The organism is Marinospirillum alkalitolerans (assembly GCF_045055655.1).
Lineage (GTDB): Bacteria > Pseudomonadota > Gammaproteobacteria > Pseudomonadales > Halomonadaceae > Marinospirillum > Marinospirillum alkalitolerans.
In genome coordinates, this window is the sequence record NZ_JBANFI010000002.1 from 397,182 (window position 1) to 422,591 (window position 25,410).

Sequence of the window (25,410 nt, forward strand, 5' to 3'; positions counted from 1 at the left end):
TGAGTAGAAAGGGTCTGTGGGTAAAAGATCGCTTTATCCACAGGCTCAATGCAGCCAGCACACATCTTACTGGTGACTTACCCCTCAAGTTATTCAATACGCAAAGGCTTTTCTGATCGGCCTTCAGATCACTTATCCACATAAATTGTCCACACTAGTAATAACAATAATAAATATCTTTTAATTAATCTTGTTACAGTTATTGTGGATGGGGATAAATCTATTTTTGTGTCGCTCCTCCCCCTTGTGCAGTTATACTTAGCCGTTTGCTTGGTCTTTTTGCTTGAGGTGTGCTTGTGGATTATCCAACCCGTTTTGATGTTCTTGTCATCGGTGGTGGTCATGCTGGAACGGAAGCCGCTTTGGCTGCTGCACGTATGGGCTGTCAAACCCTGCTCTTAACGCATAATGTTGAGACGCTGGGCCAGATGTCATGTAACCCCGCCATTGGCGGCATAGGGAAAAGCCATCTTGTGCGCGAAGTCGATGCGCTGGGTGGTGCGATGGCACTGGCCACAGATCAAGCCGGTATCCAATTCCGTGTTTTGAATTCGCGTAAAGGCCCTGCTGTGCGCGCCACACGGGCACAGGCTGATCGGATTCTTTACAAGGCCGCGATTCGCCATATTCTTGAAAACCAGCCTAACTTGTCGATCTTTCAACAGGCTGTGGATGATTTAATCATTGAAGGTGATCAAGTCACTGGTGCGGTCACTCAAGCCGGTATTCGCTTTTATGCCACCAGCGTGGTGCTTACCGCAGGAACCTTCCTTGGTGGATTGATTCATGTGGGGATGAATCATTATTCAGGTGGACGCGCTGGTGATCCCCCCGCTCAAGCCTTGTCTCACCGATTACGTGAGCGTCCCTTCCGTATCGGCCGCCTCAAAACTGGAACGCCGCCGCGTATCGATGCACGCAGTGTCGACTTTTCAGTCATGGAAGCTCAGCCGGGTGATCAACCTCTGCCAGTGATGTCTTTTATGGGCTCAGTTGAGCAACATCCCCAGCAGATCAGCTGTTATATCACCCATACCAATGAGCGCACGCATGAGATCATTCGCCAGAATCTAGATCGCTCACCGATGTACTCAGGTGTCATCGAAGGCATAGGGCCACGCTACTGCCCTTCGATCGAAGACAAGATCCATCGCTTTGCCGATAAATCCAGCCATCAGGTCTTTATTGAGCCTGAAGGGTTAACGACCCATGAACTCTACCCAAATGGCATTTCTACCTCTTTGCCCTTTGATGTGCAGTTGGATCTGGTGCGCAGTATTCGTGGTTTAGAGCAGGCGCACATTACGCGTCCTGGTTATGCCATCGAGTACGACTACTTTAATCCACAGGATTTAAAAGCCAGCCTTGAGACCAAGTTGATTCATAACCTCTTCTTTGCAGGGCAGATTAATGGCACCACTGGCTATGAAGAGGCCGCCGCACAAGGGCTACTTGCAGGCACCAATGCTGCATTGCGTGCGCAGGATAAAGAGGCCTGGAGTCTACGTCGCGATGAGGCCTATCTTGGTGTTCTCGTCGATGATTTGATTACTCTGGGTACCAGCGAGCCTTATCGCATGTTCACCTCACGCGCTGAATATCGTTTACTGCTGCGTGAAGACAATGCGGATTTGCGCCTGACAGAACAAGGCCGCGCCTTGGGCTTGGTGGATGACCAGCGTTGGGCCGCTTTTGAGAAAAAGCGTGAGGCGATCGAGGCTGAAAAAGCGCGTTTCAAAGCCACGTGGATCCAGCCCAAAAGCGAGGCCGCTCAAGCCTTAGCCGCGCGACTCAGCCAGCCTTTAACACGTGAACATAGCTTGGAAGATCTCCTGCGCCGCCCTGAGCTGGAGTATGCCGATCTGGCCCCTTGGGCCGCAGGGGAGGCGGTTGAAGATCCAGCGGTACAAGATCAGGTCCAAACTCAGATCAAATATGCTGGCTATATCGAGCGCCAAGCCTTGGAGATTGAAAAGCTGCGTAAAGAAGAGCAAACGCGCCTTCCTGCAGATTTGGATTATGCACAGGTGGATGGCTTATCGAACGAAATCAAGAATAAGCTGATTCAGCAGCATCCAGAAACCCTTGGCCAAGCACGGCGGATTCCTGGTGTGACCCCAGCGGCGCTTTCGATGCTGTTGATACATCTGAAAAAGCGTAGTCTGGCAGCCAACCATTCAGCTGAGTCAGCGCTATGAAGGGCTGGGATCAAGACGCGCTGCGACAGCAGCTAGCACAAGGGATGATGGATCTTCAGCAAGAAGCCAGTGATCAACAGCTCGATCAACTGATCAGTTATCTTGCCCTCTTGTCGAAATGGAACCAAGCCTATAACCTCACTGCCGTGCGTGATCCACAAGAGATGGTGGTACGGCATCTGCTGGATAGTCTGAGTCTGTTGCCCTATATCGCAGCGGGTGAGCTGCTGGATGTGGGGTCTGGCGCAGGCTTGCCCTCGATTCCGATCGCGATTATGCGTCCTGATCTGCAAGTCAGATCAGTGGATTCGAATGGCAAAAAGGTGCGTTTTCAGGTGCAAGTCAAAGCCGCTTTACAGCTTGATCACTTTGATGTGACACAAGTGCGCGTAGAAGAGCACCAGCCCTTGGCCAAAAGCCCTCAGATTGTGAGCCGTGCCTTTGCCAGCTTGCAGGATTTTATTCAGTGGACAGAAGAGCTAGCGACTGAGGATGCTCGCTGGCTGGCGATGAAAGGCCAGTGGCCAGAAGAAGAACTGGCGGCCTTACCCGCAGGCTTTGCTCTGGCTGAATCGCATAGCCTGCAAGTACCCGGTGAAAGCGCACAAAGGCACCTGTTGATTATCCAGAGGCAAACAACTTAAAGGACACTCGCTGTGACGCAGATTTTTGCCGTAACCAACCAGAAGGGGGGTGTGGGTAAAACAACCACCTGTATCAACCTCGCGGCGTCGCTTGTGGCGACTAAGCGTAAAGTGCTGCTCGTCGATATGGACCCACAGGGACATGCTACGCTAGGCAGCGGTGTGGATAAAAAATCGCTCCAGCATTCCCTTTACGATGTACTTTTAGCTGAGGTTGCTGCCAGTGCAGCCGTGTTGAAGACCGACCCCGCAGGCTATGATCTGCTGCCCGCCAATGTTGATCTGGCGGGCGCAGAAATTGCACTGATCGATCAGCCGCAGCGCGAGCGACGTCTTAGCCAAGCCTTAGCAAGTCTTGAAGCCCAGTATGATTTTATTCTGATTGATTGCCCGCCCTCGCTGAATCTACTCACCTTGAATGCCTTAACCGCAGCGCGTGGTGTACTGGTGCCTGTACAGTGCGAGTTTTACGCTTTAGAAGGCTTGGCCTCGCTGATGGAAACCCTTGAGCGTGTTGCACTTTCTGTCAATCCGGGTTTACAAATCACGGGTATCCTGCGCACCATGTATGATCCACGTAATAGCTTGACTAAAGATGTGTCCGCGCAACTGATCGCCCATTTTGATCAGCGGGTACTGGGCACAGTGATTCCGCGCAATATTCGCCTTGCCGAAGCGCCAAGCTATGGTGTGCCCGTGTTAAGTTATGATCCGAAATCCAAAGGGAGCTTGGCCTATCTGGCTCTCGCCGGTGAGCTACTACGTAAATCAGCGGCAGCGGCTCCAGCCGTGAATTAATCGTTTTTCTCTTTCACAAAAAGGTCACCTAGATAGATGAATATGGCAAAGAAACGTGGATTAGGTCGTGGCCTGGATGCCTTGCTTGGTGCGGCCAAATCACCTGAAGCGCCTTTAGCCACGACAGAGCAGGAGCAGCTGGTTCAGCTCCCGATCGAGTTTTTACAGCCAGGCCAATATCAGCCTCGGCGAGATATGCACAGCGAGGCCTTGGAAGAGCTGGCGGCATCGATTCGCCAACAAGGGATTATGCAGCCGATTCTGGTGCGCCATCTTGGGCCAGATCGCTACGAGATTATTGCTGGAGAAAGGCGTTGGCGCGCTGCGCAACTGGCGCAACTGGAGAAGGTCCCCTGTCTGATCCGTGAAGCAGAAGATCGGGATGTGGTGGCCTTGGCCCTGATCGAAAATTTACAGCGTGAAGATCTTAACCCGATTGAAGAAGCCATCGCGCTGCAAAGGTTGCAAAAAGAATTCAGTCTGACCCAGCAGCAGGTTGCCGAAGCCGTTGGTAAATCACGCAGTGGTATCAGTAATTTGCTGCGCTTGCTCCAGCTGCATCCAGAGGTACGCATTCTTTTAGAGCATGGCGATCTTGAGATGGGGCATGCGCGAGCCTTACTGAGTTTAGAGGCTCAGGATCAGTGTCAAGCAGCGCGTCAGGTGGTCGCACAGGGTTTATCGGTACGTCAGACTGAAAGTTTGGTTAAAAAATGGGCACAACCGAATCGCGACGAGCCGAGCCAGAAGGCAAAAGATCCAGATATCCAGCGGCTTGAAGAAAAGCTCCAAGCCTTGATCGGCGCACCGGTCAAAATTCATCATTCCGCGAAGGGTAAGGGACGCTTAGAAATTGGTTACTCCAGCTTGGATGAGCTAGATGGGATACTCAATCGCTGGCGAATTGAGGCTGGCTGAGGTAGCAAAATAACAGGATCTTGCACCTTGGTCTTATTTGACTCGACAGACAGCGCTTATTGTTGAACAGAGATAGCGAAATCTCTATAATCCAAGCCCTGCTAAGCATGGCTGTCTACAATTTCAGTGTCCTAGAAGGTAAGAAAAATATGGCTGCTGTACCCCTGCCGCCTTTTAGAAAGCTGATTGCAGGACAAGTCCTTGTTGGAAGCCTCGTTGTGATTGGGGCAGAGTGGTTTTGGCCTGGGAGTGGCCTCTCCGCATTCTGGGGTGGCGTCATCGCCATAGTGCCCCAGATTTTTTTTGCCCTGCTGGTGTTCAGACATCGTGGTGCAAGAAAAGTGCAGCAAGCGGTGCAGTTGCTTTTACTCGGTGCCGCCGTGAAGTTTGGTTTGACGTTTGCATTATTCGTCGTGGTTTTTGCGCTAGTGCAACCCTCAAACCCTATTTCCCTATTATGTGCTTACATCGCAGTCATCTCGGTTCATTGGTTAGCACCAACGCTAATGCGATCCTGATGCTGCACTAACAGATCGAGGCTGATCATGGCAGATACACCTGTAGAATACATACAGCACCACTTGTCAAACCTGACATTTGGAAAACATCCTGAACATGGTTGGATGCTGGCAGAAAAAAGCAGCCAAGCCGTTGAGATGGGTTTTTGGTCTATCCATGTGGATACCATGCTTTGGTCTATCCTGATGGGTGTGCTCTTCTTGTTTGTTTTTAAGAAAGCAGCGAATGCCGCAACCTCTGGTGTTCCAGGTGGATTGCAAAACTTTGTTGAGATGTGCTTTGAGTTCGTCGAAAACATGGTGAAGCAAACCTTCCACGGTCGTAATCCGGTGATTGCTCCGCTGGCACTGACGATTTTCGTGTGGATCTTCCTGATGAACAGCCTCAAATGGTTGCCTGTGGATTGGATTCCTGAGTTGGCCATGGCGACCGGTCTGGTGAACTATTTCAAGATCGTCCCGACAACTGATCCTAATGCCACTTTTGGTCTGTCCTTGGGTGTGTTCTTCCTGATTATCTTCTACAGCATCAAGGTGAAAGGTGGATTTGGCTTCCTTAAAGAACTGTCCTTCACACCTTTTAATCATTGGTTGTTCATTCCCTTCAACCTCTTCCTTGAGGTGCTGGGTCTGCTGACTAAACCTGTTACTCTTGCCCTGCGTTTGTTTGGTAACATGTATGCTGGTGAGGTGGTCTTTATTCTGATCGCCTTGACCTTCGGCGCAGGCTGGATTATGGCCATCCTTGGTGTAGGTATGCAGTGGGTTTGGGCTGTTTTCCACCTGCTGGTCATTCCTTTGCAAGCCTTTATCTTCATGGTGCTGACGATCGTTTACTTGAGCGCAGCACACGAAGACCACTAATCTTGTGCCTTTCATGCCAAATTAAGGTGTGAAAGGCCAACATTTAGCAGTAAATTTCAACCTCAACCAACCTTAAAGTTAGGAGTAATACATGGAACTCGTCATTCTTGCAGCTGCAATCATTATCAGTACTGCCGCCCTGGCAACTGGTTTCGGTTTTGCCATCTTAGGAGGCAAGTTGTTAGAGTCTACAGCACGTCAGCCTGAGCTGGGCGCACAGCTGCAAACAAAAACCTTCATCATGGCTGGTCTGTTGGACGCCGTACCCATGATCGGTGTTGGTATTGCAATGTACCTGATCTTCGTAGTGGCTGGTTAAGGTTGATTCAGTTTAAGGCCGGTCTTTTGATCGGCCTTAGCAGGATTCAACACCGCAACGAAAAGGCAAAAGGTACAGCGCTATGAATATGAATATGACCATTTTCGGTCAGTCTATAGCTTTTGCAGTCTTTGTCTGGTTTTGTATGAAGTATGTATGGCCACCGATTTCAGCGGCCATGCGTGAACGCCAGAAGAAAATTGCTGAAGGTCTGGATTCAGCGAGCCGCGCTCAGCGTGACTTGGAATTGGCGCAAGAAAAAGCCACTGAGAGTCTGCGTGAGGCCAAAGATCAGGCCGCTCAGATTCTGGAGCAGGCTAACAAACGCGCTAGTTTGATGATCGAAGAAGCCAAAGAGCAAGCTCGTGCTGAAGGCGAACGTCTGATCGAAGCCGCTAAAGCAGAAATTAGCCAAGAGATTAATCGCGCTAAAGATGAGCTGCGTGATCAGATTTCTCACCTGATTGTTCAGGGTGCAGAGCAGATCCTTGAAAGCTCTGTGGATGAGAAAGCGCACGGCGAGCTAGTCAACAAACTCGCTCAACAACTCTAAGCGAGGTGTTTGATGGCTGACAAGAATACACTTGCCAGGCCCTATGCAAAGGCCGCTTTTGAGTATGCACTTAGTGAAGGCAAGCTAACAGAGTGGTCAGCAATGCTGAACTTTGTTGCCCAGGTGGCAATGGATTCTCAGGTTGTTGAGCTGCTCAAAGCACCTGCATTAAGCAGTAAAGATAAAGCCGCACTGATGCTCGATCTTGGTCAAGCCAAGCTGGATGATCAGGGCAAAAACTTTATCGCTTTGCTGAGTGAACAAGGTCGTTTACCACTGATTCCTGTCATTGCTGAGATCTATGAAGAATTCAAGGCAGAGCAGGAAAAGTCTGTTGAAGCGGAAATCCGCACAGCATTTGAGTTAAGCCAAGAACAGCAGCAGGTTCTGATTGCCGCACTCAAAAAACGACTCAATCGTGAGGTGAGCCTCAAGATTGTTCTCGATAAGCGTCTCATAGGCGGTGTGATTATTCGCACCGGTGACCTGGTGATCGATGGCTCGCTTCGCGGCAAACTCGCGAAACTGGCCGAGTCATTGAAATCCTGATTTTGAGGGACAAGGCATGCAGCAACTGAATCCATCTGAGATCAGTGACATTATCAAGAAGCGCATCGGTAACTTGGATGTCACTTCGAAAGCCCAAAACGAGGGCACCATCGTCAGCGTTGCTGATGGTATCGTGAAGATTCACGGTCTCGGCGATGTGATGTACGGTGAAATGATTGAGTTTGAACAGGGCTCTTTTGGTATGGCCCTGAACCTAGAGCGCGACTCTGTCGGTGTGGTTGTACTGGGTGATTACCTCGGCCTAGCCGAAGGTCAATCCGCTCGTTGTACTGGCCGCATCCTGGAAGTCCCCGTCGGTGATGAACTGCTGGGACGTGTTGTGGATGCTCTGGGTAATCCGATTGACGGCAAAGGCCCGATTGAAGCGAAGCAGACCGACGCAGTTGAGAAGGTTGCTCCTGGTGTTATCTGGCGTAAGAGCGTTGATCAGCCTCTGCAAACAGGTTACAAGGCCGTTGACGCCATGGTACCTGTTGGTCGCGGTCAGCGTGAGCTGATCATCGGTGACCGTCAGATAGGTAAAACAGCCATCGCTGTTGACGCCATCATCAACCAGAAAAACTCTGGCGTGAAGTGTATCTACGTTGCCGTTGGTCAGAAGCAATCGACCATTGCTAACGTTGTGCGCAAGCTGGAAGAGCACGGTGCTCTGGCTCACACCATCGTTGTTGTGGCTTCTGCTTCTGAAGCGGCTGCACTGCAATTTATCGCACCTTACTCTGGTTGCACCATGGGTGAGTATTTCCGTGACCGTGGTCAGGATGCACTGATTGTTTATGATGATTTGACCAAGCAAGCTTGGGCTTACCGTCAGATCTCTCTGCTGCTGAAGCGCCCACCCGGCCGTGAAGCCTACCCTGGTGACGTTTTCTATCTCCACTCACGCTTGCTTGAGCGCGCATCACGCGTTAGCGAAGAGTATGTTGAGCAGTTCACCAAGGGTGAAGTGAAAGGTCAAACCGGTTCTTTAACCGCGCTGCCGATCATCGAAACCCAAGGTGGTGACGTTTCTGCTTTCGTACCCACCAACGTGATCTCGATCACTGACGGTCAGATCTTCGTTGAAACCAACCTGTTCAACTCAGGCATCCGTCCTGCGATGAACGCGGGTATCTCGGTTTCGCGTGTTGGTGGTGCAGCTCAGACCAAAATCATCAAGAAGCTCGGCGGTGGTATTCGTCTGGCTCTGGCTCAGTACCGTGAATTGGCGGCCTTCTCTCAGTTTGCTTCAGATTTGGATGAAGCAACGCGTAAGCAGCTGGAGCATGGTCAGCGTGTCACCGAGCTGATGAAGCAAAACCAGTATGCACCAATGAGCATTGCTGAAATGGGTGTATCACTGTTTGCTGCTGAAAACCATTTCCTGGATGACATTGAAGTCAGCAAGATTCTGCCCTTCGAAAAAGCCCTGCACGCTTATATGAATAGCGAGCAGAGCGAACTGATGAAGCAGATCAATGCAACAGGTGATTTCTCTAAAGAAATCGAAGCGGCCCTCAAATCTGCTATTGAGCAGTTTAAGGCAACCCAGTCCTGGTAAGTGCGAAGGAATCGGTGTGATGCCGGTTCCTGCACTTGTTGGCTAAGAAGGCGAAAGCGTATGGCAGTCGGAAAAGAGATCCGCTCCCAGATCGGGAGTATCAAAAATACGCAGAAAATCACCAGCGCCATGCAAATGGTTGCTGCGTCGAAGATGCGTAAAGCTCAGGATCGCATGGCCGCCAGCCACCCTTATGCTAGCCAGATTAGAAAAGTAGTGAGCCATATTGCCAAGTCGACTCCAGAGTATAAGCACGCCTATATGCAAGAGCGTGATATCAAAAGAGTCGGCTTCATTATTGTCTCTTCCGACCGTGGTCTGTGTGGCGGCTTGAACATTAACCTGTTCAAAGCAGCACTGAAGCAGATTACAGACTGGCAGAGCAAAGGCGCAGAAATTGATATTTGCGCTATCGGCAGCAAGGCAAGCTCTTTCTTCCGTCGTTTTGGCGGTAGTCTGATAGCAGCCAAGAGCGGGCTGGGAGACACCCCTAAGGCCAGTGAGCTGGTTGGGAGTGTTAAGGTCATGCTGGATGCCTATGATGAAGGTAAAATCGATCGGCTTTTCGTGGTGTATAACGAATTTATCAACACCATGAGTCAAAAGCCGCTCGTCCAGCAGCTGTTACCCTTGGAAGCAGAACCAGAAGAGCAGGATCAAGGGCATGCAAAGGGTTGGGACTATGTCTACGAACCTGAGCCCAAAGCACTTCTGGAGAGCTTATTGATTCGTTATATCGAATCACAGGTTTACCAGGCTGTGGTTGAAAACATTGCTTGTGAACAGTCAGCGCGGATGGTTGCGATGAAAAGCGCAACGGATAATGCCGGTAACTTTATTGATGAGTTACAGCTTATCTATAACAAAGCGCGTCAGGCTGCGATCACGCAAGAAATCGCCGAAATTTGCGGCGGTGCAGCAGCCATCTGATCAGTCCTTGTGCCACGGCTCGAACAAGAACGTGAGCACAAGCCTAGGGTAGCAGGTTTCATTTGCAGGTTTGAGAGGAACCAAGATGAGTAGCGGACGTATCGTACAGATCATCGGTGCCGTTATCGACGTAGAATTTGACCGGGCAAACGTACCTAACGTTTATGACGCCCTGACCGTCGACGGTAGCGACATGATTCTTGAAGTGCAGCAACAGCTCGGTGATGGCATCGTGCGTTGTATTGCAATGGGCTCCACCGAAGGCTTGAAGCGTGGTCTGGTGGCCAATAACACTCATGCACCTATTTCTGTTCCTGTGGGCGTCAAAACCCTGGGTCGGATTATGGACGTTTTGGGTCGCCCGATTGATGAGGCTGGCCCGATTGGTGAAGAAGAGCGTTGGGCGATCCACCGCAAAGCACCCACCTATGATGAGCAGTCCAGCTCGATTGAACTGCTGGAAACCGGTATCAAGGTTATCGACCTGGTTTGCCCCTTCGCGAAGGGTGGTAAAGTTGGTCTGTTCGGCGGTGCGGGTGTTGGTAAAACCGTTAACATGATGGAATTGATCCGTAACATCGCGATCGAGCACAGCGGTTTCTCCGTTTTTGCTGGTGTCGGTGAGCGGACGCGTGAAGGTAACGACTTCTATCATGAGATGAAGGACTCCAACGTACTGGATAAGGTATCGCTGGTTTATGGCCAGATGAACGAGCCACCCGGTAACCGTTTGCGTGTTGCTCTGACTGGCTTGACCATGGCAGAGAAGTTCCGTGATGAAGGCCGTGACGTTCTGTTCTTCGTTGATAACATCTATCGTTATACACTGGCCGGTACTGAAGTATCAGCACTGCTGGGTCGTATGCCTTCTGCGGTAGGTTATCAGCCTACGCTGGCAGAAGAGATGGGTGTTCTTCAGGAGCGTATTACCTCCACGAAGACAGGCTCGATCACTTCGGTGCAGGCCGTTTACGTTCCTGCGGATGACTTGACTGACCCATCCCCAGCGACCACCTTCTCTCACTTGGATGCGACGGTTGTACTGTCTCGTGATATCGCTTCTTTGGGTATCTACCCAGCGGTTGATCCACTGGATTCCACTTCGCGTCAGCTGGATCCTCTGGTGGTCGGCGTTGAGCACTACGAAGCGGCACGCGGCGTCCAGACGGTTCTGCAGCGCTATAAAGAGCTGAAGGACATCATCGCGATTCTGGGTATGGATGAGCTGTCTGAAGACGATAAGCTGGCTGTTTCTCGTGCACGTAAGATTCAGCGCTTCTTGTCCCAGCCCTTCTTCGTGGCCGAGGTCTTTACTGGTTCGCCCGGTAAGTATGTTTCTTTGAAAGACACGATTCGTGGCTTCCAAGGCATTCTGAACGGTGACTATGATCACCTGCCCGAGCAGGCTTTCTACATGGTCGGCTCCATCGACGAAGCTGTCGAAAAAGCCAAGGGCATGAAGTAAGTCAACCGGGATAACCCAAGGGGATACCCATGGCGATGACAATGCATTGTAATATTGTCAGTGCTGAAAAAAAGCTGTTTGATGGCCGTGCTGAAATGGTCGTAGCCAAAGGCGTACAAGGTGAGCTGGGTATTTTACCCGGCCACACCCCGCTGCTGACTGAGCTGCAACCAGGAACAGTGAAGGTGATTAAACTGAATGGCGAAGAAGAGCTGATTTACGTTTCTAGCGGTTTCCTAGAAGTGCAGCCAGATGTTGTGACCGTTCTTGCCGATAGTGCAGAGCGTGCCGCTAACATTGATGAAGCTGCCGCGAAAGAAGCAATGGAAGCGGCTCAGCGTGCAATGCAAGACAAGACAGGTGAGATGGAGTTTGCACAAGCTGCTTCTCAACTGGCTCAGGCTGCAGCACAGCTTCGTACCCTTCAGCAACTGCGTAAAAAGCTGGGCAAGTAATTGCCTCAGTAAGATGTTGAAAGGCGGCTTCGGCCGCCTTTTGCGTTTCTCGATCTTGGCTCGTCTAGATTAAGGATAGTTATGGATTGGTTGCAAATCGTTGTCTTGGCCTTGGTGCAGGGTCTGACAGAGTTCTTACCGATTTCGAGTTCAGCACATTTAATCTTGGTTCCTGTGCTAACTGATTGGGAAGATCAGGGGCTCGCCTTTGATGTGGCGCTGCATCTTGGCAGCTTGGCAGCAGTGGTGATTTATTTTCGTCAGGACCTGCTGAATATGACGCGTAGTTGGTTTGGCTCTTTACAAACGCGCCGTTTAGATGCCGATGCCAAGCTGGCTTGGGCTGTGATCCTGGGTACCCTGCCCGTTGGTGTGTTCGGGCTACTGCTGAAAGATTGGATTGAGACCGATCTGCGTGGCCCTTATGTGATGGCTGGAACCTTGATAGGTTTTGGTTTGCTGCTGGGTTTTGCTGATTGGTGGAATAAGGGCCAGCGTGCCACAACACAAATGAATTGGAAGGACGTCGCCGTCATCGCCTTTGCCCAGGTTTTAGCCTTAATTCCAGGGACATCGCGCTCAGGTATTACGATTACAGCAGCTTTATTGATGGGCTTGAGCCGTGAAGCTGCGGCGCGTTTTTCATTTTTACTCTCGATACCTGTGATTGCACTCGCTGGCTTGCTTGAGGTCTATGGTCTGGTGCGCTCGCCGCTGGCCGTAGATTGGTCCTCCCTATTTTGGGGGGCGCTGTTGTCAGGCATCAGTGCCTATTTGTGTATTCACTATTTTATGGTTTTCATTCGTCGCATCGGTATGCAACCCTTTGTGGTGTATCGTCTGGTGCTGGGTCTTCTTTTGCTGTGGTTTTTTTGGTGAGGTACGCCATGATGAACAACATAAACCGAATTCTCCCTTATGGAAGGCCGCTGTCTCGGGCCTTTGCCTTCCTACTACTGCTGATCGTGTTGGCGGGCTGTCAGCCATCTGCTGATCCTCAGCCAACGCGCTTGCAGGGACAGATTTTTGGGACCTTCTGGTTAGTCACCCTACCCGAAACCCTATCCGATCAAGAAGCCGCTCGCTTGGATCAAGGTATACGCGAGACCTTGCAGCGTGTGGATCAACAGATGTCGACCTATCGCGCTGATTCAGAGCTGATGCAGTTGAATCAGCATCCTGTTGGTGAATGGCTGGCCGTCTCCGATGCCTTGTTCTATGTGCTGGAACAAGGACAGCAGATCGCACAGATCAGCGGTGGTGCCTTTGATATGACGGTGGGTGGTCTGGTCAATCTCTGGAGTTTTGGCCCAGAAGCTCGCCCAGAAGAAATTCCTGACGCCGAACTCTTGGAGGCGCGCCTAGCAGAAGCTGGATATCAGCAGCTTGAGCTGGATGCAGCGACTCAACGTGTGCGTCGACTAAGTGATCATTTTGTCGATCTGTCTGGGATTGCCAAGGGTTTTGGTGTGGATGAGGTCTCGCGCTGGTTGGCGCAGCAGGGTTACAGCAACTATCTGATTAATATCGGTGGGGATTTGATTGTGGCAGGTCAGCGCACGCCTGAGCGTCTCTGGACGATCGGTGTGGAAATCCCGCAGTTTGATTTACAGCAGATGGCCCAGCATATCCTGCCACTGAGTGATGTTTCCGTGGCCACTTCGGGAGATTATCGCAACTATTTTGAAGCTGATGGTCGCCGTCTCTCTCATACGATTAGCCCATTTACAGGCTGGCCAATCAATCATAATCTGGCTTCAGTGACTGTTTTGCATCCTGAAAATCTGTTCGCTGATGCTTGGGCAACCGCCATCATGGTACTCGGAGCCGAAGCTGGCTTGCGCCTTGCAGAACAGCAGGGTATCGAGGCCTTGCTGATCACGCGTCAAGAAGCAGGCTGGGAAAGCCAGCTCACCAGCGCCTTGCGTGCGCGTCTTGGTGAGGAGCTGAGCCAGACGATAGAACACCAACAATAAATATCAGGGGGCCGTATGCAAGAAGAACTGACTCAACTTCTTTATGATGCTTTGGAGAAGCAGGATACGCTCCAGCTTGAGCAGTTGGTTGGTGATTTGCAGCCGGCTGATTTGGCTGAGTTTCTTCATCAAGAAAGCATCGAAACCAGCCTCAAACTGCTGACCCACCTGCCGATCAATCGTCGCGCTGAAGCCTTTGGTTATCTTGATGTGCCAACGCAAATCAAGCTGGCACAAGCGATGACAGAAGAAGGCTTGGCGCAGCTTTTTATGCACATGAATGCCGATGAACGGGCTGACCTGTTTAACGAGATGCCAGAAGAGCGTCAGCAGGGTGTGCTACGTCGTATGGCCAAGGAAGAGCGTGAGGATCTGCGCCGCTTAGCCAGCTATGAAGAAGGCACCTGCGGCGCGATTATGACCAGCGACTATGTCACCCTGCCTCAGGGGGTGAAGGTCAATCGCGCGCTGGAGATCGTCCGTCAAACCGCACCAAATGCTGAAACCATCTATCAGATTTATATTCTGGATGCAGCGATGCAGCTGGTGGGCACTGTTTCTCTGCGTGAGCTTATCCTGGCCAAGCCCACCACAGAAGTGGATACGGTGATGACCAGTGATGTGGTCTCCGTTAGCGTGCATGAGTTGCAAGAAGAAGCCGCGCGCAAAATCAGTCGTTACGACATTCTTGCTCTGCCTGTTATTGATGATCAGCAGCGTTTGGTGGGTATCATCACCTATGATGACGCGATGGATGTTGCCGAAGCCGAGGCAACAGAAGATATCCACAAGGGGGCCTCAGTCGGTCCCTTGGATGAAGGTTTTGCCAAGGCGAAGATCAGTAGTTTATACCGTCGTCGAATCAACTGGCTGGTGTTGCTGGTGTTTGCCAATATCCTCTCTGGTGCGGGTATTGCCTTCTATGAAGAAGTGATCGAGTCCTATGTGGTGCTGGTCTTCTTTTTGCCTCTGCTGGTGGCCAGTGGCGGCAATGCCGGTGCGCAGGCATCCACCTTGATGATTCGTGGTCTGGCGACAGGTGATGTCGGAGCACGAGATTGGGGTAAGCTGCTGGGCCGTGAGTTGATTGTATCCGCCTCTCTGGGGTTGACGATGGCCGTTGCCATCTCAGGTATCGGCCTCTGGCGTGGTGGGATGGATATTGCACAAATCGTGGCATTGAGTATGTTTGCCATCGTCATCGTTGGCAGTATGATCGGCATGAGCCTGCCGTTTATTCTGAATAAGCTTGGATGGGACCCAGCCACAGCCAGTGGCCCACTGGTGACTTCGATTGCGGATATAGTGGGTGTTTTAATCTATTTCGCGATTGCCAGTATGGTCTTGGATTTACCTCTGCCTGGCTAATTGAATGTATGTCATATTAAATTCATCATTTTTTTAGTTGACTTGATTTGCCTGTCTCTTTATATTGGCCGTGCTTAAAAGCCGGCCTCTCCAAAGAGGCCTCCTTTTCACTGACTGAGGTGTATAAACCCTATGGACGATCCGGGTAGTCGATTATCCATCAGTAGACAAGCTTTCAAAACAAGCTTGCGCTGCGCTTAGGTTCTCTCAGTCCCGTCTTATCGACTGTCTGAGCGATCTTAAGCTCAGACCTCTTTGTTTTCCTGCTTGCTCTACTTCCGCGCACTGGCTTTGGCTGGGTGCAACGCGGAGATAATCTATTCTCATTTTATGCTGCTCTGCCAAGATCAAGAGACGGATTAATCCTGCCTCTTTTAATCTTGTACTGTGCGCATTATTCCCTCGATTCAATATTGAATTGGGATAGGGTTTGTTTGCCTCTTCAAAAGATTTAATTATTAATCTGGAGAAGAGTATGTCGATTGAATTGATTCAACAAGAAGTGCTCGCGCTTAAAATGAGCCAGAATGCCGGTGCACTGCGCCGCCTGATGCAGCAGTATCATCTGGCGGATATGGCAGAAGCACTGAAGCTGCTGATCGAGCAACAGCGTCTCAACCAAGAAGAGCTGCGTGCTTTGTTGTGGCTGATGCCACTGAGCCAGCGCGCGCAGATTTTTGGCTACCTGCCAATGGAAATTCAGCTCCAGCAAGCGGATCATCTCAGTGTGGATGCTTTGGCAAAGTTGCTGGAAGCGATGCCTCATGATGAGCGGGTGGATGTCTATAACGGCTTGGCCACCGCACAAAAGCAAGCTGTACTGGCACTGATGCAGCAGCATGAGCAGCAGGATATCCAAAAGCTGGCCTCCTATCCGCAAGGTAGTGTGGGTGCGGTGATGACTTCTGATTTTGCGGTGTTAGAGCCACAGATGACGGCAGCAGAAGCCTTAGCCGCCGTGCGCCGTTACGGACGTGAAAAAGAAACCATTTATCAGGCTTATGTGCTCAATGACAGCCAGCAGCTGATGGGCACCCTGTCATTGAAAGAGCTGATTCTGGCTGAACCTGAAGAAGTCATTGCTGACTTTATGGTGCAGTCTCCGATAACGCTACGTGTAGAAGAAGATCAGGAGAAGGTGGCGCAGCTGATCAGCAAGTATGATCTTTTGGCCGTACCTGTTTTGAATGGTGGCGATCGCATGGTTGGGATCGTGACCTATGATGATGCGATGGATGTCGCGCGTGCTGAAGGTGAAGAAGACTTCCAGCGTATGGCTGGGGTCACCGATGGCGTTGAAATGGGGCATAAAGGGCAGATAGGTCAGATCGCCACGAGCCTCAAGGATGCCACGATCAGCCTGCTCTACAAGAAGCGTGTGTTCTGGTTGGTGTTGTTGGTCTTTGGCAATATCTTCTCGGGGGCGGGGATTGCCTACTTTGAGGACACGATTGAAGCCTATATTGCGCTGGTCTTCTTCCTGCCCTTGCTGGTCGATAGTGGCGGTAATGCGGGTTCTCAGTCAGCGACCTTGATGGTGCGTGCTTTAGCCACGGGTGAAGTGGTTCTGAAAGATTGGGCGAGTATGCTGGGGCGTGAACTGGTAGTGGCTGGTTTGCTGGGTGCAACGATGGCGGTGGCCGTGTCAGTGCTGGGTATCTGGCGTGGTGGTATGGAAATCGCGCTGGTTGTTGCGCTGACAATGCAGCTGGTGGTGGTGGTAGGCAGCATGATCGGTATGTCTCTGCCCTTCTTACTCAGCCGCCTGAAGTTTGATCCTGCCACAGCCAGTGCGCCGCTGATTACCTCAGTCGCGGATGCGGTTGGTGTGGTGATCTACTTCGCGATTGCCACGATGATTCTGGATATTCCTTTAGCTTAATGGATCCTCAAGGAGGTGAGCCATGCCTATCTTTATTCTGGTTCAAGACTTGCTCTTGCCCTTGGTTTTGGCCTCCTTGTTGGGTGCAGCTGTCGGTCTGGAACGCCAATGGCGTCAACGTATGGCCGGTTTGCGTACCAATGCACTGGTGTCTTTGGGTGCAGCCAGCTTTACGCTGATGTCGATGATGGTTGATGGCGATGCCGGTGAGGCCAGCCCCACGCGGGTGGCTGCGCAGGTGGTGTCGGGTATAGGCTTTCTTGGCGCGGGCGTCATTATGAAGGAAGGGGCCAATATTCGTGGTTTGAATACAGCGGCCACCCTCTGGTGCTCTGCGGCGATTGGCGTGATGGCTGGTGCGGGTTATTTTGTTGCTGCGGCACTGGTTGCGCTGGTCATTCTGGCAACCAATATGCTGCTGCGTCCAGTGGTGCTGCTGATTAACCGTCAGCCGATTGAAGCCGTGCAAGGTGAGGTCTGGTGGCATTATATGATGGATGTGGTGTGCCGCGAGGCAGATGAGGCGCATATTCGTGCCTTGCTGTTACAGGGACTGACCGGCAGTGGTTTACAGCTACAAAAGCTGGAAAGTGAGAATCTGGTTGAGCAGGGGCAAACTAAGGTAAAAGTGGCAGCGCAGTTGATCGCCAGTGAACGCAATGACTCTAGTGTTGAAAAGGTCATCGGTCGTTTAAGCCTTGAGCCCTCGGTCTCTTCTGCACGTTGGGATGTCCGCGAAGCCTGACAGGTTTTTCACTCCGTCTTTTTGCTGCCCAGCATTCCATCAGCTCGGGCTGGCTTGCACTCTAGTGGGGCAGTAGAATGGTCACATTCTGCTGCCTTTTTTTATGGGAGGCTGTTGTCCAAAGCCATCCTGCAAAGAACAAGGTTGCATCGAGTCATTCAGGCATAAAGAGGATTTTATGGCTTTAGAAGTCATTATTTTGGCAGCAGGCCAAGGCACAAGAATGCGCTCTGCACTGCCTAAGGTTTTACATCCGCTGGCCGGTACCCCCTTGGTCGAGCATGTGATTCGTGCTGCGCGGGGCCTCAATGCAGCCCGGATTCATCTGGTCACTGGGCATGGTGCCGAGCAGGTGCAGCAGACGATTCAAGGCGAAGACCTACACTGGGTGATTCAAGCTCAGCAGCTGGGAACAGGCCATGCCGTGCAACAGGTGCTGCCCTTTTTGCAAGCTGATAGCCAAGTGTTGATTCTCTATGGCGATGTGCCGTTGATTCAAGCGGAGACGCTGGCGGCCTTATTGCAGAAAGTCAGCCATCAGGCCATGGGTTTGCTGACGGTGCATCTTGATGATCCTCACGGTTATGGACGCATTGTCAGAGATGCATCGGATCAGGTTGTCGCCATCGTAGAGCAAAAAGATGCATCACTGGCTGAGCAGGCCATTCAAGAGGTCAATACCGGCATGATGGCGATGCAGGCCGAGCATCTTCACCAGTGGCTTGCCCAGATCAACAATGACAATGCACAGGGTGAGTATTATCTGACCGATGTGATTGCGCTGGCGCACCAGCAAGGTATTCGTGTGGCGACCGCCCAACCCCAAACAGCCGATGAAGTGGAAGGGGTGAACAATCGTCAGCAGCTCGCGCATTTGGAACGCGTCTATCAGCGTCGTCAAGCCCAGCTATTGATGGAAGCCGGTGTCAGTCTGGCCGATCCCGCGCGCTTGGATGTCCGTGGCCAACTGATGACCGCGCGTGATGTGTGGATTGATGTGGGCTGCGTTTTTGAAGGTCAGGTCGAGCTGGCTGAAGGTGTCGAGATCGGCCCTTATTGCCATCTTAAAAACTGCCGCATTGGGCCGAATGTGAAGCTGGTCTCGCACAGTGTGATTGAAGGTGCGGAGTTGATGGGTGACAACCAGATTGGTCCTTTTGCACGCTTGCGTCCAGGCACCTTGCTTGAAGCAGGCGCGAAGATCGGCAACTTTGTCGAGACCAAGCAAACCCATCTGGGTGCAGGAGCCAAGGCCAATCATTTGGCCTATCTCGGGGATGCCAAGATCGGCGCTGAGGCGAATATCGGTGCTGGCACGATTACCTGTAATTATGATGGCGCCAATAAGCATCGCACGCTGATTGGGGCTGGCGCGTTTATCGGCTCGAATTCCAGCCTCGTCGCTCCTGTGAGCATTGGCGCCGGTGCCACCATCGGTGCAGGTTCCACTATTACCCGTGATGTTGAAGATCAAGCGCTGGCCGTGACACGCAGTAAATCGATTCACAAGGCCAACTGGCCACGTCCAACCAAAAAGAAGGATTAACTATGTGCGGTATTGTGGGCGCAGCAGCGCAGCGTAACGTGACAGGCATTCTGCTCGAAGGTCTCAAGCGTCTTGAATACCGTGGCTATGATTCAGCCGGTCTCGCGTTGCTGGATGAAACGGGTCAATTGCAGCGCCGCCGCGCCCAGGGCAAGGTGGCGGAGGTCGAAAACAAGCTTGCTCAGCAACCGACCAAAGGCCAGCTGGGCATTGCCCATACTCGCTGGGCGACCCACGGCCAGCCCAGTGAGCAGAATGCTCATCCCCATGTGTCCGCGCCGGGTGTGGCGGTGGTGCATAATGGCATTATCGAGAATTATCTGGAACTTAAAGCGCAGCTGCAAAGCGCGGGTTATGCCTTTACTTCAGAGACAGATACTGAGGTGGTCGCACATCTGGTTCATCAGGTCAGCCAGCAGCAGGCGAATCTGACACAAGCTGTGCATCAGGTTCTGACTCAGCTTGAAGGGGCCTATGCTCTGGCCGTCATAGACCAGGCGCATCCTGACCAGTTGATTTGTGCGCGTCAAGGCAGCCCTTTGGTGATTGGTGTGGGCATCGGCGAGTATTTTTGTGCCTCTGATCCCCTGGCTTTGTTGCAGGTGACGGATCGCTTTATCTATCTCGAAGAAGGGGATTTTGCTTGCCTGACCAGTGAATCCTGCCAGATCTACTCGGCGCAGGGTGAGCCAGTTGAGCGCCCGATCGTGCAGTGGGAGCATGGTCAGCAGGTGGCAGAAAAGGGGGTGTTCAAGCACTTTATGCTCAAAGAAATTTACGAGCAGCCTGAAGTGCTGGCCGCGACCCTCGAAGGCCGCCTTGGTGCCGAGCAGGTCTTACCCCAGATACTTGGCAGTCAAGCCACGCAGCTGCTGCCACAAGTGCAGCAGATCCAATTGGTTGCCTGTGGCACCAGCTATCATGCTGGTATGGTCGCGCGCTATTGGATTGAAAAGCTGGCGGGGGTGCCCTGTGCGATTGAAGTGGCCAGTGAGTATCGCTACCGCGAAGTGGTGGTGATGCCGAACACCCTCTTTGTCACCCTGTCACAATCAGGTGAAACCGCAGATACTTTGGCGGCTTTGCGCTTTGCCAAAACAGCAGGCTATCTGGCTTCGCTGGCGATTTGTAATGTGCCCGGCTCTTCTTTGGTACGCGAATCTGATCTCAGCCTGCTGACCCATGCGGGGCCAGAAATCGGTGTGGCTTCCACCAAAGCCTTTACCACTCAGTTGGTGGCGCTACTGTTGCTCACGCTGGCCTTGCGTCAAATTCAACAGCCAGCCCAGCCGGATGCGGTCGAACAAGAGCTGGTCGCTGCACTACGCAGCTTGCCAAGATTGGCGCAAGAAACGCTGGCGCTGGATGGTCAGATCGAACAGCTGGCGCAGGCCTTTGCTGAAAAACACCATGCGCTCTTTCTTGGACGAGGCAGCCACTATCCGATTGCATTAGAAGGTGCGCTGAAGCTGAAAGAAATCTCCTATATCCATGCTGAGGCCTACCCAGCAGGAGAACTCAAACATGGTCCCTTGGCGCTGGTCGATAAAGATATGCCTGTTATCGCGGTGGCACCTAAGGATGATCTGGTGGATAAGTTGAAATCCAACCTGCAAGAAGTGCGCGCACGCGGTGGCGAGCTCTATGTTTTTGCCGATCCCTTGACCAGCATGACGCCTGAAGAAGGTATGCAGGTGATCCATCTACCGGCCGTGCATGAAGTGCTGGCTCCGATTATCTATACCCTCCCCTTGCAGCTCTTGGCCTACCATGTGGCTGTGATTAAAGGGACGGATGTAGATCAACCGCGTAATCTCGCTAAATCCGTGACGGTAGAATAGCCGTCCTGTACAAGGAATCTCTGTTTATGTCTGTATTGCGTATTGCGACTCGTCGTAGCCCTCTGGCCTTATGGCAGGCGGAGCATGTCAAAGCCCGTCTGGCGGCCTTGCACCCAGAGCTGACCATTGAACTGGTGCCGATTAAGACGCAAGGCGATAAGATCCTCGACACGCCGTTGGCCAAGATTGGTGGCAAGGGCCTGTTTGTCAAAGAACTCGAGGCCTGCTTATTGAATGGTGAGGCAGATATTGCCGTACACTCGATGAAAGATGTGCCGATGGAGTTTCCCGAAGGCCTAGAGCTAGGCCCAATTTTAGAGCGCCACGCCCCAACTGATGCACTGGTTTCGAACCACTATACCAATCTGGATGCGATTCCTGCAGGCAAGGTGATCGGTACCTCCAGTTTGCGCCGTAGCTGCCAGCTGTTGGCGCAGCGTCCAGATCTGACGGTGAACTGGTTGCGTGGCAATGTGCAGACGCGCTTAAGCAAGCTGGATGCAGGCGAGTATGACGCGATTATCCTTGCGACTTCGGGTTTACAGCGTATGGAACTCGATGCACGTATTGCACAGGAAATCCCACCCGAGGTGTGCTTGCCGGCCTGTGGTCAGGGTGCTCTGGGGATAGAACTCCGCTCGGGCGATACCCAGACAGCCGCCTTGGTTGCCCCCTTAATGGATGCCGATACCACCACCTGTGTGCTGGCTGAACGGGCGATGAATACCCGCCTCAAAGGTGGCTGTCAGGTGCCGATTGGTGGTTATGCCGTGCTGGAGGGTGATCAGCTATGGCTGCGCGCTTTGGTCGGTGAACCCGAAGGCAGCCTTGTATTACGTGCTGAAGCCCGTGGTCCGGCGACAGATCCAGTTGCCTTGGGGCGCTTAGTGGCTGAGCAGCTGCTGGCTCAGGGTGCAGGACAGATTCTGTATCAGGTTTATGGTTTTCATGTTGAATAAACAGGCCGAGCCAGTGCCTTTACAGGGTGTGCGGGTCTTGACCTGCCGCCCTGAAGCGCTCGCCGCTCGTTTGGTGCAACCCTTGCAAGCTGCGGGAGCCGAGGTAGAAAACTGGCCGCTGCAAGCCATAGTGCCGATCACCTTGAGTGGCGCTGAGCGCCAAAAGCTGCTCAATCTGGATCACTACACCAAGATCGTGCTGGTCAGCCCTTCAGCGGTGCAGCTGTTTGTTGAGCTGGCTGAGGATTATTGGCCTCAGTGGCCGTTGGGGGTGGAGTGGTTCACTGTCGGTGCTGGCAGTGCTGAGTTTTTAGCCCGTGTGGGACTCGAGGCCCAGTATCCAGAGCAGGGTGATCGCAGTGAGGATCTACTGGCTCTGCCTGCCTTGCAGCAGCTACAAGGTGAGAAGATCCTGCTGGTGAAGGGTAAGGGTGGACGCACGCAGCTGATCGAACAGTTGACCGAGGCCGGAGCGCAGGTCGAGCCTTTGGTGCTCTATCAGCGCGAGCCTCTTCACTGGCCAGCAGCAGAGGTAGCCAGAGTGAAGGATTTTGATTATCTGGTGTTCACCAATGGTGAGGCATTGAAGGTCTGTCCACTGGAGGCTGAAAAAAGCCACTTGCCCCTGCTGGTACCGAGTGAAAGAATAGCGCAACTGGCTTTTGCCCAGGGATGGCAGCGGGTGATCAATACCCAAGGCGCTGGTGCGGCGGCTATCCTCCAGGCGCTCTGTGAGGCGCAGACCAACCAAGAGACATAAACCATGACCCACTCCACCTCTTCTTCGAGTGACGCCAGCCCACCTTCGGCGCGCCCTTCCTCCACTGAATCGGATCAGCCAGCAACCGCCAGCGCATCTCATGCCACTCACCCGAGCGAAAGCGAACCGAGCCAGAGTGAATCGATTCGGGGTGAATCGAATCAAACTCAACCTCCGCACAGCCAGCCTCCCGCCGCTGCAAGCTCGGCGAGGGGTTCGTCCCCTGCTTGGGGGTTGCTCTTGGTGGCGTTATTGGCTGGAGTGGGGTTGAGTATCGCGCTGGTCGTGGCCTGGTTAGGACATCAGCAAGCCCAGCAGAGTGAGAGCAGGTTGGTACAGTTGGAACAGCAACACCAGCGCGCCACGGATGAGTCAGCGCATCAGCTCACACAGCTGAACCAAACCCTGGCCGCTGAGTTAGCGACCCAGCAAGCCGAGCTGGTGGCCATGCAAAGAGCCCAGCAACAGGCCTTGGCTGAGCTGCACGCTGGCCTGAGCCAGTTGCGCCAGCCGCGCTCAGTGGAAGCTGATTTGCGTGAGATCCTGCATGCTTTGCGCTTGGCTGAACAGCGTTTGGTGCTGGAGCAGGATCGAACAGGGGCTTTGTTTTTGTATCGCCGCGCCTTGGCACGTTTACAAGCCTTGAACCCACCGGGCAGCTTGAGTGCACAGGGTCAGCTGCGCGAAGAGCTGGAGCAAATCCAGGCTTTCCAGCCCGTTGCTTGGGCTGAACTGGCGCTGGAGCTGCAAGAGTTGGCTGAGCGCATACTAGAACAACCCGTATTGACTCAGGAAGCCTTAAGCGCAGGTCTTGCTGCATCCTCATCTGCGACAGATGCCGAGCCAGCCAGCGTCTGGTATCAGGCGCTCTGGCAAGAGCTGCGCAGTCTGATCGTGATACGTCATCACACCGCGCCAGTCCAGCCTCTTGAAGATGCCCAGCAGGTCGCCTTAGCACGTCAGCAGCTGGTCAGTTTACTGCAACAAGCGGCTTGGGCAGCCTTGCATCAAGAAGCCGAATTGTATCAGTCGAGCTTGAATCGCGCGGTACAGCGCCTTGACCTCTATCAGTCTGCCCCTTGGACAGACTGGTCCGCACGGGTCACTTATCTGGCAGCGCAGTCTTTCGAGCCTGGATTGCCAAGAACCGGTCAAGCCATTCTGGCGTTAGAGTCTTGGCTCGATGAACAGTTAGAGCGCACACCGTCTGAGGCTGATACCTCGGCCACAGAAGGTGATGCACTGCCACCAGAGGAGGCACGCTAATGTTGCCTTTGTTGCTCCTCTTAGGTGGGATGATGTTGGCCGCACTGGCCGCCCAACTGCTTTTGGAAGGCTCAGGCTATGTGCTGCTGGTCACGCCAGATGGTCTGATGAGTCTAGAAATGTCCTTCTGGACAGGCTTGATTCTGTTATTGGCTTTGCTGCTGGTGAGCTTCTTTGTTTTACGTGTGCTGGGCTGGTTAAGCCACCCGTTGCGTGGCCTGCATCTGCGCCAGCAGCGTTATCAGGCACAAGCGGCGTTGAAAACCACGGTGCGCGGTCTTGTTGATCTGGCCGAGGGCCGCTGGAAGCGCGCGCGCAAGCTGCTGGTGAAGGCTGCACCAAAAAGTGGCACACCGCTGATTAATTATCTGGCAGCGGCACAGGCTGCCCACTATGAAGGGCTTGAAGAAGAAGCCGAACAGCTGTTGAAAAAAGCCGAGCAGAGTACGCCTGATGCCCGTTTGGCCATTGATTTCAGTCAGGCGCGGATTCAGCTTGATCAAGGCCACTATGAGCAGGCTTTAGCCACGTTGGTGCGCTTGTATGAGCAGGTGCCCAAGCATCCTCTGGTCCTGCGGCAGCTGCGCGATACCTATCTCACGCTGGGTGATTGGAAGCCCTTGCTGGCCTTGCTGCCCGCCTTGCGTCAGGCCAAGGTTGCCACCTCAGCAGAGCTGGATCAATTGGAAGAGCGGGCTTATCTGAAGCGGATTGAAGACCTGCGTCACCAGTGGCATACAGGTGCAGCTGGGTCGTGCTTGCAAGAAGAAGTTCGTCTTTTTTGGCAGCATCTACCGAAAAAGTGGCGGGAAAAAGAAGCGATATTCAGCCAGTGGATAGGTTTGCTGTTTGATCTCCAGTCTTGGACACAAGCTGAGCAACTGCTCAGTCAGCGCTTGAAACAGCATTGGTCAAGTGAGTGGATTGAGCTCTATGGTCGTTTGCCAGCTGAGGTTGAGATCAAGCGTCGCCTGCTGCAAGCCGAGAAGTGGCTGCATGATCGCCCAGATGATGCCGCGCTGCTCCATGCCTTGGGTCGGATCAGCCAGCAAGCAGGCTTATGGGGTAAGGCACGCGAGTATTATCATGCCAGTTGGAGCATTCAGCGTTCAGGTGCCGTGGCGCTTGAGCTGGCACGCCTGCTGAAGGCCCTCAATGAACCCGAGCTGAGCCAGCGCTATGAGCGAGAAGCGCTGGGCTTGTTGATTCAGCATCTACCCCGCCTGCCCCTGCCTTAGATAGTCTGAGCAGGGGATCAGAGGGCGTCTAGGAAACCTCTGACTAACTACGGCGCT

The 25,410-nt window shown here is 52.8% G+C and carries 24 protein-coding genes; all 24 read left to right on the forward strand.

Annotation, left to right across the window (positions count from 1 at the left end; genetic code table 11):
* Positions 1 to 296: 296 nt before the first annotated feature.
* The 24 genes from mnmG (at position 297) to V6U78_RS04920 (ending at position 25,353) form a co-directional block, all read left to right on the forward strand.
* Positions 297 to 2,198, forward strand: coding sequence for a tRNA uridine-5-carboxymethylaminomethyl(34) synthesis enzyme MnmG (gene mnmG, locus V6U78_RS04805; protein ID WP_405337882.1), 1,902 nt, complete (start codon positions 297 to 299; stop codon positions 2,196 to 2,198).
* Entirely contained in the window at positions 2,195 to 2,842 is a 648-nt protein-coding gene (rsmG, locus tag V6U78_RS04810) for a 16S rRNA (guanine(527)-N(7))-methyltransferase RsmG (RefSeq protein WP_405337885.1), read from the forward strand. The genes mnmG and rsmG overlap by 4 nt, the downstream gene beginning before the upstream one ends.
* A gap of 12 nt (positions 2,843 to 2,854) precedes the next feature.
* Entirely contained in the window at positions 2,855 to 3,640 is a 786-nt protein-coding gene (locus V6U78_RS04815; protein WP_405337888.1) for a ParA family protein, read from the forward strand.
* 42 nt (positions 3,641 to 3,682) lie between these two features.
* Entirely contained in the window at positions 3,683 to 4,558 is an 876-nt protein-coding gene (locus tag V6U78_RS04820; RefSeq protein WP_405337891.1) for a ParB/RepB/Spo0J family partition protein, read from the forward strand.
* A gap of 149 nt (positions 4,559 to 4,707) precedes the next feature.
* The gene (locus tag V6U78_RS04825; RefSeq protein ID WP_405337894.1) at positions 4,708 to 5,076 is read left to right on the forward strand and encodes an ATP synthase subunit I; all 369 of its coding nucleotides are present in this window, start codon (positions 4,708 to 4,710) and stop codon (positions 5,074 to 5,076) included.
* Positions 5,077 to 5,103: 27 nt separating this feature from the next.
* The gene (gene atpB / locus V6U78_RS04830) at positions 5,104 to 5,940 is read left to right on the forward strand and encodes a F0F1 ATP synthase subunit A (protein WP_405337897.1); all 837 of its coding nucleotides are present in this window, start codon (positions 5,104 to 5,106) and stop codon (positions 5,938 to 5,940) included.
* Between the two features lie 91 nt (positions 5,941 to 6,031).
* Positions 6,032 to 6,259 (forward strand): F0F1 ATP synthase subunit C, encoded by a 228-nt coding sequence (atpE, locus tag V6U78_RS04835; RefSeq protein ID WP_405337900.1) that lies wholly within the window; start codon positions 6,032 to 6,034, stop codon positions 6,257 to 6,259.
* Between the two features lie 82 nt (positions 6,260 to 6,341).
* Positions 6,342 to 6,812, forward strand: a complete 471-nt coding sequence (locus V6U78_RS04840; protein WP_405337903.1) for a F0F1 ATP synthase subunit B — start codon at positions 6,342 to 6,344, stop codon at positions 6,810 to 6,812.
* Positions 6,813 to 6,824: 12 nt separating this feature from the next.
* Complete coding sequence (locus tag V6U78_RS04845; protein WP_405337906.1) at positions 6,825 to 7,361, forward strand: F0F1 ATP synthase subunit delta; 537 nt, start codon at positions 6,825 to 6,827, stop codon at positions 7,359 to 7,361.
* A gap of 16 nt (positions 7,362 to 7,377) precedes the next feature.
* Positions 7,378 to 8,922, forward strand: a complete 1,545-nt coding sequence (gene atpA, locus V6U78_RS04850; protein WP_405337908.1) for a F0F1 ATP synthase subunit alpha — start codon at positions 7,378 to 7,380, stop codon at positions 8,920 to 8,922.
* Between the two features lie 60 nt (positions 8,923 to 8,982).
* Positions 8,983 to 9,852, forward strand: a complete 870-nt coding sequence (gene atpG / locus V6U78_RS04855; protein ID WP_405337911.1) for a F0F1 ATP synthase subunit gamma — start codon at positions 8,983 to 8,985, stop codon at positions 9,850 to 9,852.
* Positions 9,853 to 9,937: 85 nt separating this feature from the next.
* The gene (atpD, locus tag V6U78_RS04860) at positions 9,938 to 11,317 is read left to right on the forward strand and encodes a F0F1 ATP synthase subunit beta (protein ID WP_405337914.1); all 1,380 of its coding nucleotides are present in this window, start codon (positions 9,938 to 9,940) and stop codon (positions 11,315 to 11,317) included.
* A gap of 29 nt (positions 11,318 to 11,346) precedes the next feature.
* The gene (locus V6U78_RS04865) at positions 11,347 to 11,772 is read left to right on the forward strand and encodes a F0F1 ATP synthase subunit epsilon (RefSeq protein WP_405337917.1); all 426 of its coding nucleotides are present in this window, start codon (positions 11,347 to 11,349) and stop codon (positions 11,770 to 11,772) included.
* An 81-nt stretch (positions 11,773 to 11,853) separates the two neighbouring features.
* The gene (locus tag V6U78_RS04870; RefSeq protein WP_405337920.1) at positions 11,854 to 12,651 is read left to right on the forward strand and encodes an undecaprenyl-diphosphate phosphatase; all 798 of its coding nucleotides are present in this window, start codon (positions 11,854 to 11,856) and stop codon (positions 12,649 to 12,651) included.
* An 8-nt stretch (positions 12,652 to 12,659) separates the two neighbouring features.
* Complete coding sequence (locus tag V6U78_RS04875) at positions 12,660 to 13,748, forward strand: FAD:protein FMN transferase (RefSeq protein ID WP_405337923.1); 1,089 nt, start codon at positions 12,660 to 12,662, stop codon at positions 13,746 to 13,748.
* Between the two features lie 15 nt (positions 13,749 to 13,763).
* Positions 13,764 to 15,116, forward strand: a complete 1,353-nt coding sequence (gene mgtE / locus V6U78_RS04880; RefSeq protein WP_405337926.1) for a magnesium transporter — start codon at positions 13,764 to 13,766, stop codon at positions 15,114 to 15,116.
* 475 nt (positions 15,117 to 15,591) lie between these two features.
* Positions 15,592 to 16,998: a magnesium transporter gene (gene mgtE / locus V6U78_RS04885; RefSeq protein ID WP_405337929.1), complete on the forward strand. Its 1,407-nt coding sequence runs from the start codon at positions 15,592 to 15,594 to the stop codon at positions 16,996 to 16,998.
* A gap of 22 nt (positions 16,999 to 17,020) precedes the next feature.
* On the forward strand, positions 17,021 to 17,743 hold the full coding sequence (locus tag V6U78_RS04890) for an MgtC/SapB family protein (protein WP_405337932.1): 723 nt from the start codon (positions 17,021 to 17,023) through the stop codon (positions 17,741 to 17,743).
* Between the two features lie 178 nt (positions 17,744 to 17,921).
* On the forward strand, positions 17,922 to 19,289 hold the full coding sequence (gene glmU / locus V6U78_RS04895; RefSeq protein WP_405337935.1) for a bifunctional UDP-N-acetylglucosamine diphosphorylase/glucosamine-1-phosphate N-acetyltransferase GlmU: 1,368 nt from the start codon (positions 17,922 to 17,924) through the stop codon (positions 19,287 to 19,289).
* A 2-nt stretch (positions 19,290 to 19,291) separates the two neighbouring features.
* The gene (gene glmS / locus V6U78_RS04900) at positions 19,292 to 21,130 is read left to right on the forward strand and encodes a glutamine--fructose-6-phosphate transaminase (isomerizing) (RefSeq protein ID WP_405337937.1); all 1,839 of its coding nucleotides are present in this window, start codon (positions 19,292 to 19,294) and stop codon (positions 21,128 to 21,130) included.
* Positions 21,131 to 21,156: 26 nt separating this feature from the next.
* A complete protein-coding gene (gene hemC / locus V6U78_RS04905; RefSeq protein ID WP_405337940.1) occupies positions 21,157 to 22,089 on the forward strand; it encodes a hydroxymethylbilane synthase in 933 nt (310 codons plus the stop codon).
* The gene (locus tag V6U78_RS04910) at positions 22,079 to 22,849 is read left to right on the forward strand and encodes a uroporphyrinogen-III synthase (protein ID WP_405337943.1); all 771 of its coding nucleotides are present in this window, start codon (positions 22,079 to 22,081) and stop codon (positions 22,847 to 22,849) included. The genes hemC and V6U78_RS04910 overlap by 11 nt, the downstream gene beginning before the upstream one ends.
* A gap of 3 nt (positions 22,850 to 22,852) precedes the next feature.
* Complete coding sequence (locus V6U78_RS04915; protein WP_405337946.1) at positions 22,853 to 24,115, forward strand: uroporphyrinogen-III C-methyltransferase; 1,263 nt, start codon at positions 22,853 to 22,855, stop codon at positions 24,113 to 24,115.
* Complete coding sequence (locus V6U78_RS04920; protein WP_405337949.1) at positions 24,115 to 25,353, forward strand: heme biosynthesis protein HemY; 1,239 nt, start codon at positions 24,115 to 24,117, stop codon at positions 25,351 to 25,353. Before V6U78_RS04915 ends, V6U78_RS04920 begins: the two co-directional genes overlap by 1 nt.
* The last annotated feature ends 57 nt before the right edge of the window (positions 25,354 to 25,410 follow it).

Bases quoted from the DNA above. Each gene is read 5' to 3' on its own strand.
- V6U78_RS04845 (WP_405337906.1), top strand. From the start codon at position 6,825: ATGGCTGACAAGAATACACTTGCCAGGCCCTATGCAAAGGCCGCTTTT.
- atpE (WP_405337900.1), top strand. From the start codon at position 6,032: ATGGAACTCGTCATTCTTGCAGCTGCAATCATTATCAGTACTGCCGCC.
- atpB (WP_405337897.1), top strand. From the start codon at position 5,104: ATGGCAGATACACCTGTAGAATACATACAGCACCACTTGTCAAACCTG.
- atpD (WP_405337914.1), top strand. From the start codon at position 9,938: ATGAGTAGCGGACGTATCGTACAGATCATCGGTGCCGTTATCGACGTA.
- V6U78_RS04820 (WP_405337891.1), top strand. From the start codon at position 3,683: ATGGCAAAGAAACGTGGATTAGGTCGTGGCCTGGATGCCTTGCTTGGT.
- glmS (WP_405337937.1), top strand. From the start codon at position 19,292: ATGTGCGGTATTGTGGGCGCAGCAGCGCAGCGTAACGTGACAGGCATT.
- V6U78_RS04915 (WP_405337946.1), top strand. From the start codon at position 22,853: ATGACCCACTCCACCTCTTCTTCGAGTGACGCCAGCCCACCTTCGGCG.
- V6U78_RS04840 (WP_405337903.1), top strand. From the start codon at position 6,342: ATGAATATGAATATGACCATTTTCGGTCAGTCTATAGCTTTTGCAGTC.
- V6U78_RS04890 (WP_405337932.1), top strand. From the start codon at position 17,021: ATGCCTATCTTTATTCTGGTTCAAGACTTGCTCTTGCCCTTGGTTTTG.
- glmU (WP_405337935.1), top strand. From the start codon at position 17,922: ATGGCTTTAGAAGTCATTATTTTGGCAGCAGGCCAAGGCACAAGAATG.
- atpA (WP_405337908.1), top strand. From the start codon at position 7,378: ATGCAGCAACTGAATCCATCTGAGATCAGTGACATTATCAAGAAGCGC.
- V6U78_RS04920 (WP_405337949.1), top strand. From the start codon at position 24,115: ATGTTGCCTTTGTTGCTCCTCTTAGGTGGGATGATGTTGGCCGCACTG.
- atpG (WP_405337911.1), top strand. From the start codon at position 8,983: ATGGCAGTCGGAAAAGAGATCCGCTCCCAGATCGGGAGTATCAAAAAT.
- V6U78_RS04870 (WP_405337920.1), top strand. From the start codon at position 11,854: ATGGATTGGTTGCAAATCGTTGTCTTGGCCTTGGTGCAGGGTCTGACA.
- rsmG (WP_405337885.1), top strand. From the start codon at position 2,195: ATGAAGGGCTGGGATCAAGACGCGCTGCGACAGCAGCTAGCACAAGGG.
- mgtE (WP_405337926.1), top strand. From the start codon at position 13,764: ATGCAAGAAGAACTGACTCAACTTCTTTATGATGCTTTGGAGAAGCAG.
- hemC (WP_405337940.1), top strand. From the start codon at position 21,157: ATGTCTGTATTGCGTATTGCGACTCGTCGTAGCCCTCTGGCCTTATGG.
- V6U78_RS04865 (WP_405337917.1), top strand. From the start codon at position 11,347: ATGGCGATGACAATGCATTGTAATATTGTCAGTGCTGAAAAAAAGCTG.
- V6U78_RS04825 (WP_405337894.1), top strand. From the start codon at position 4,708: ATGGCTGCTGTACCCCTGCCGCCTTTTAGAAAGCTGATTGCAGGACAA.
- V6U78_RS04910 (WP_405337943.1), top strand. From the start codon at position 22,079: ATGTTGAATAAACAGGCCGAGCCAGTGCCTTTACAGGGTGTGCGGGTC.
- mgtE (WP_405337929.1), top strand. From the start codon at position 15,592: ATGTCGATTGAATTGATTCAACAAGAAGTGCTCGCGCTTAAAATGAGC.
- V6U78_RS04875 (WP_405337923.1), top strand. From the start codon at position 12,660: ATGATGAACAACATAAACCGAATTCTCCCTTATGGAAGGCCGCTGTCT.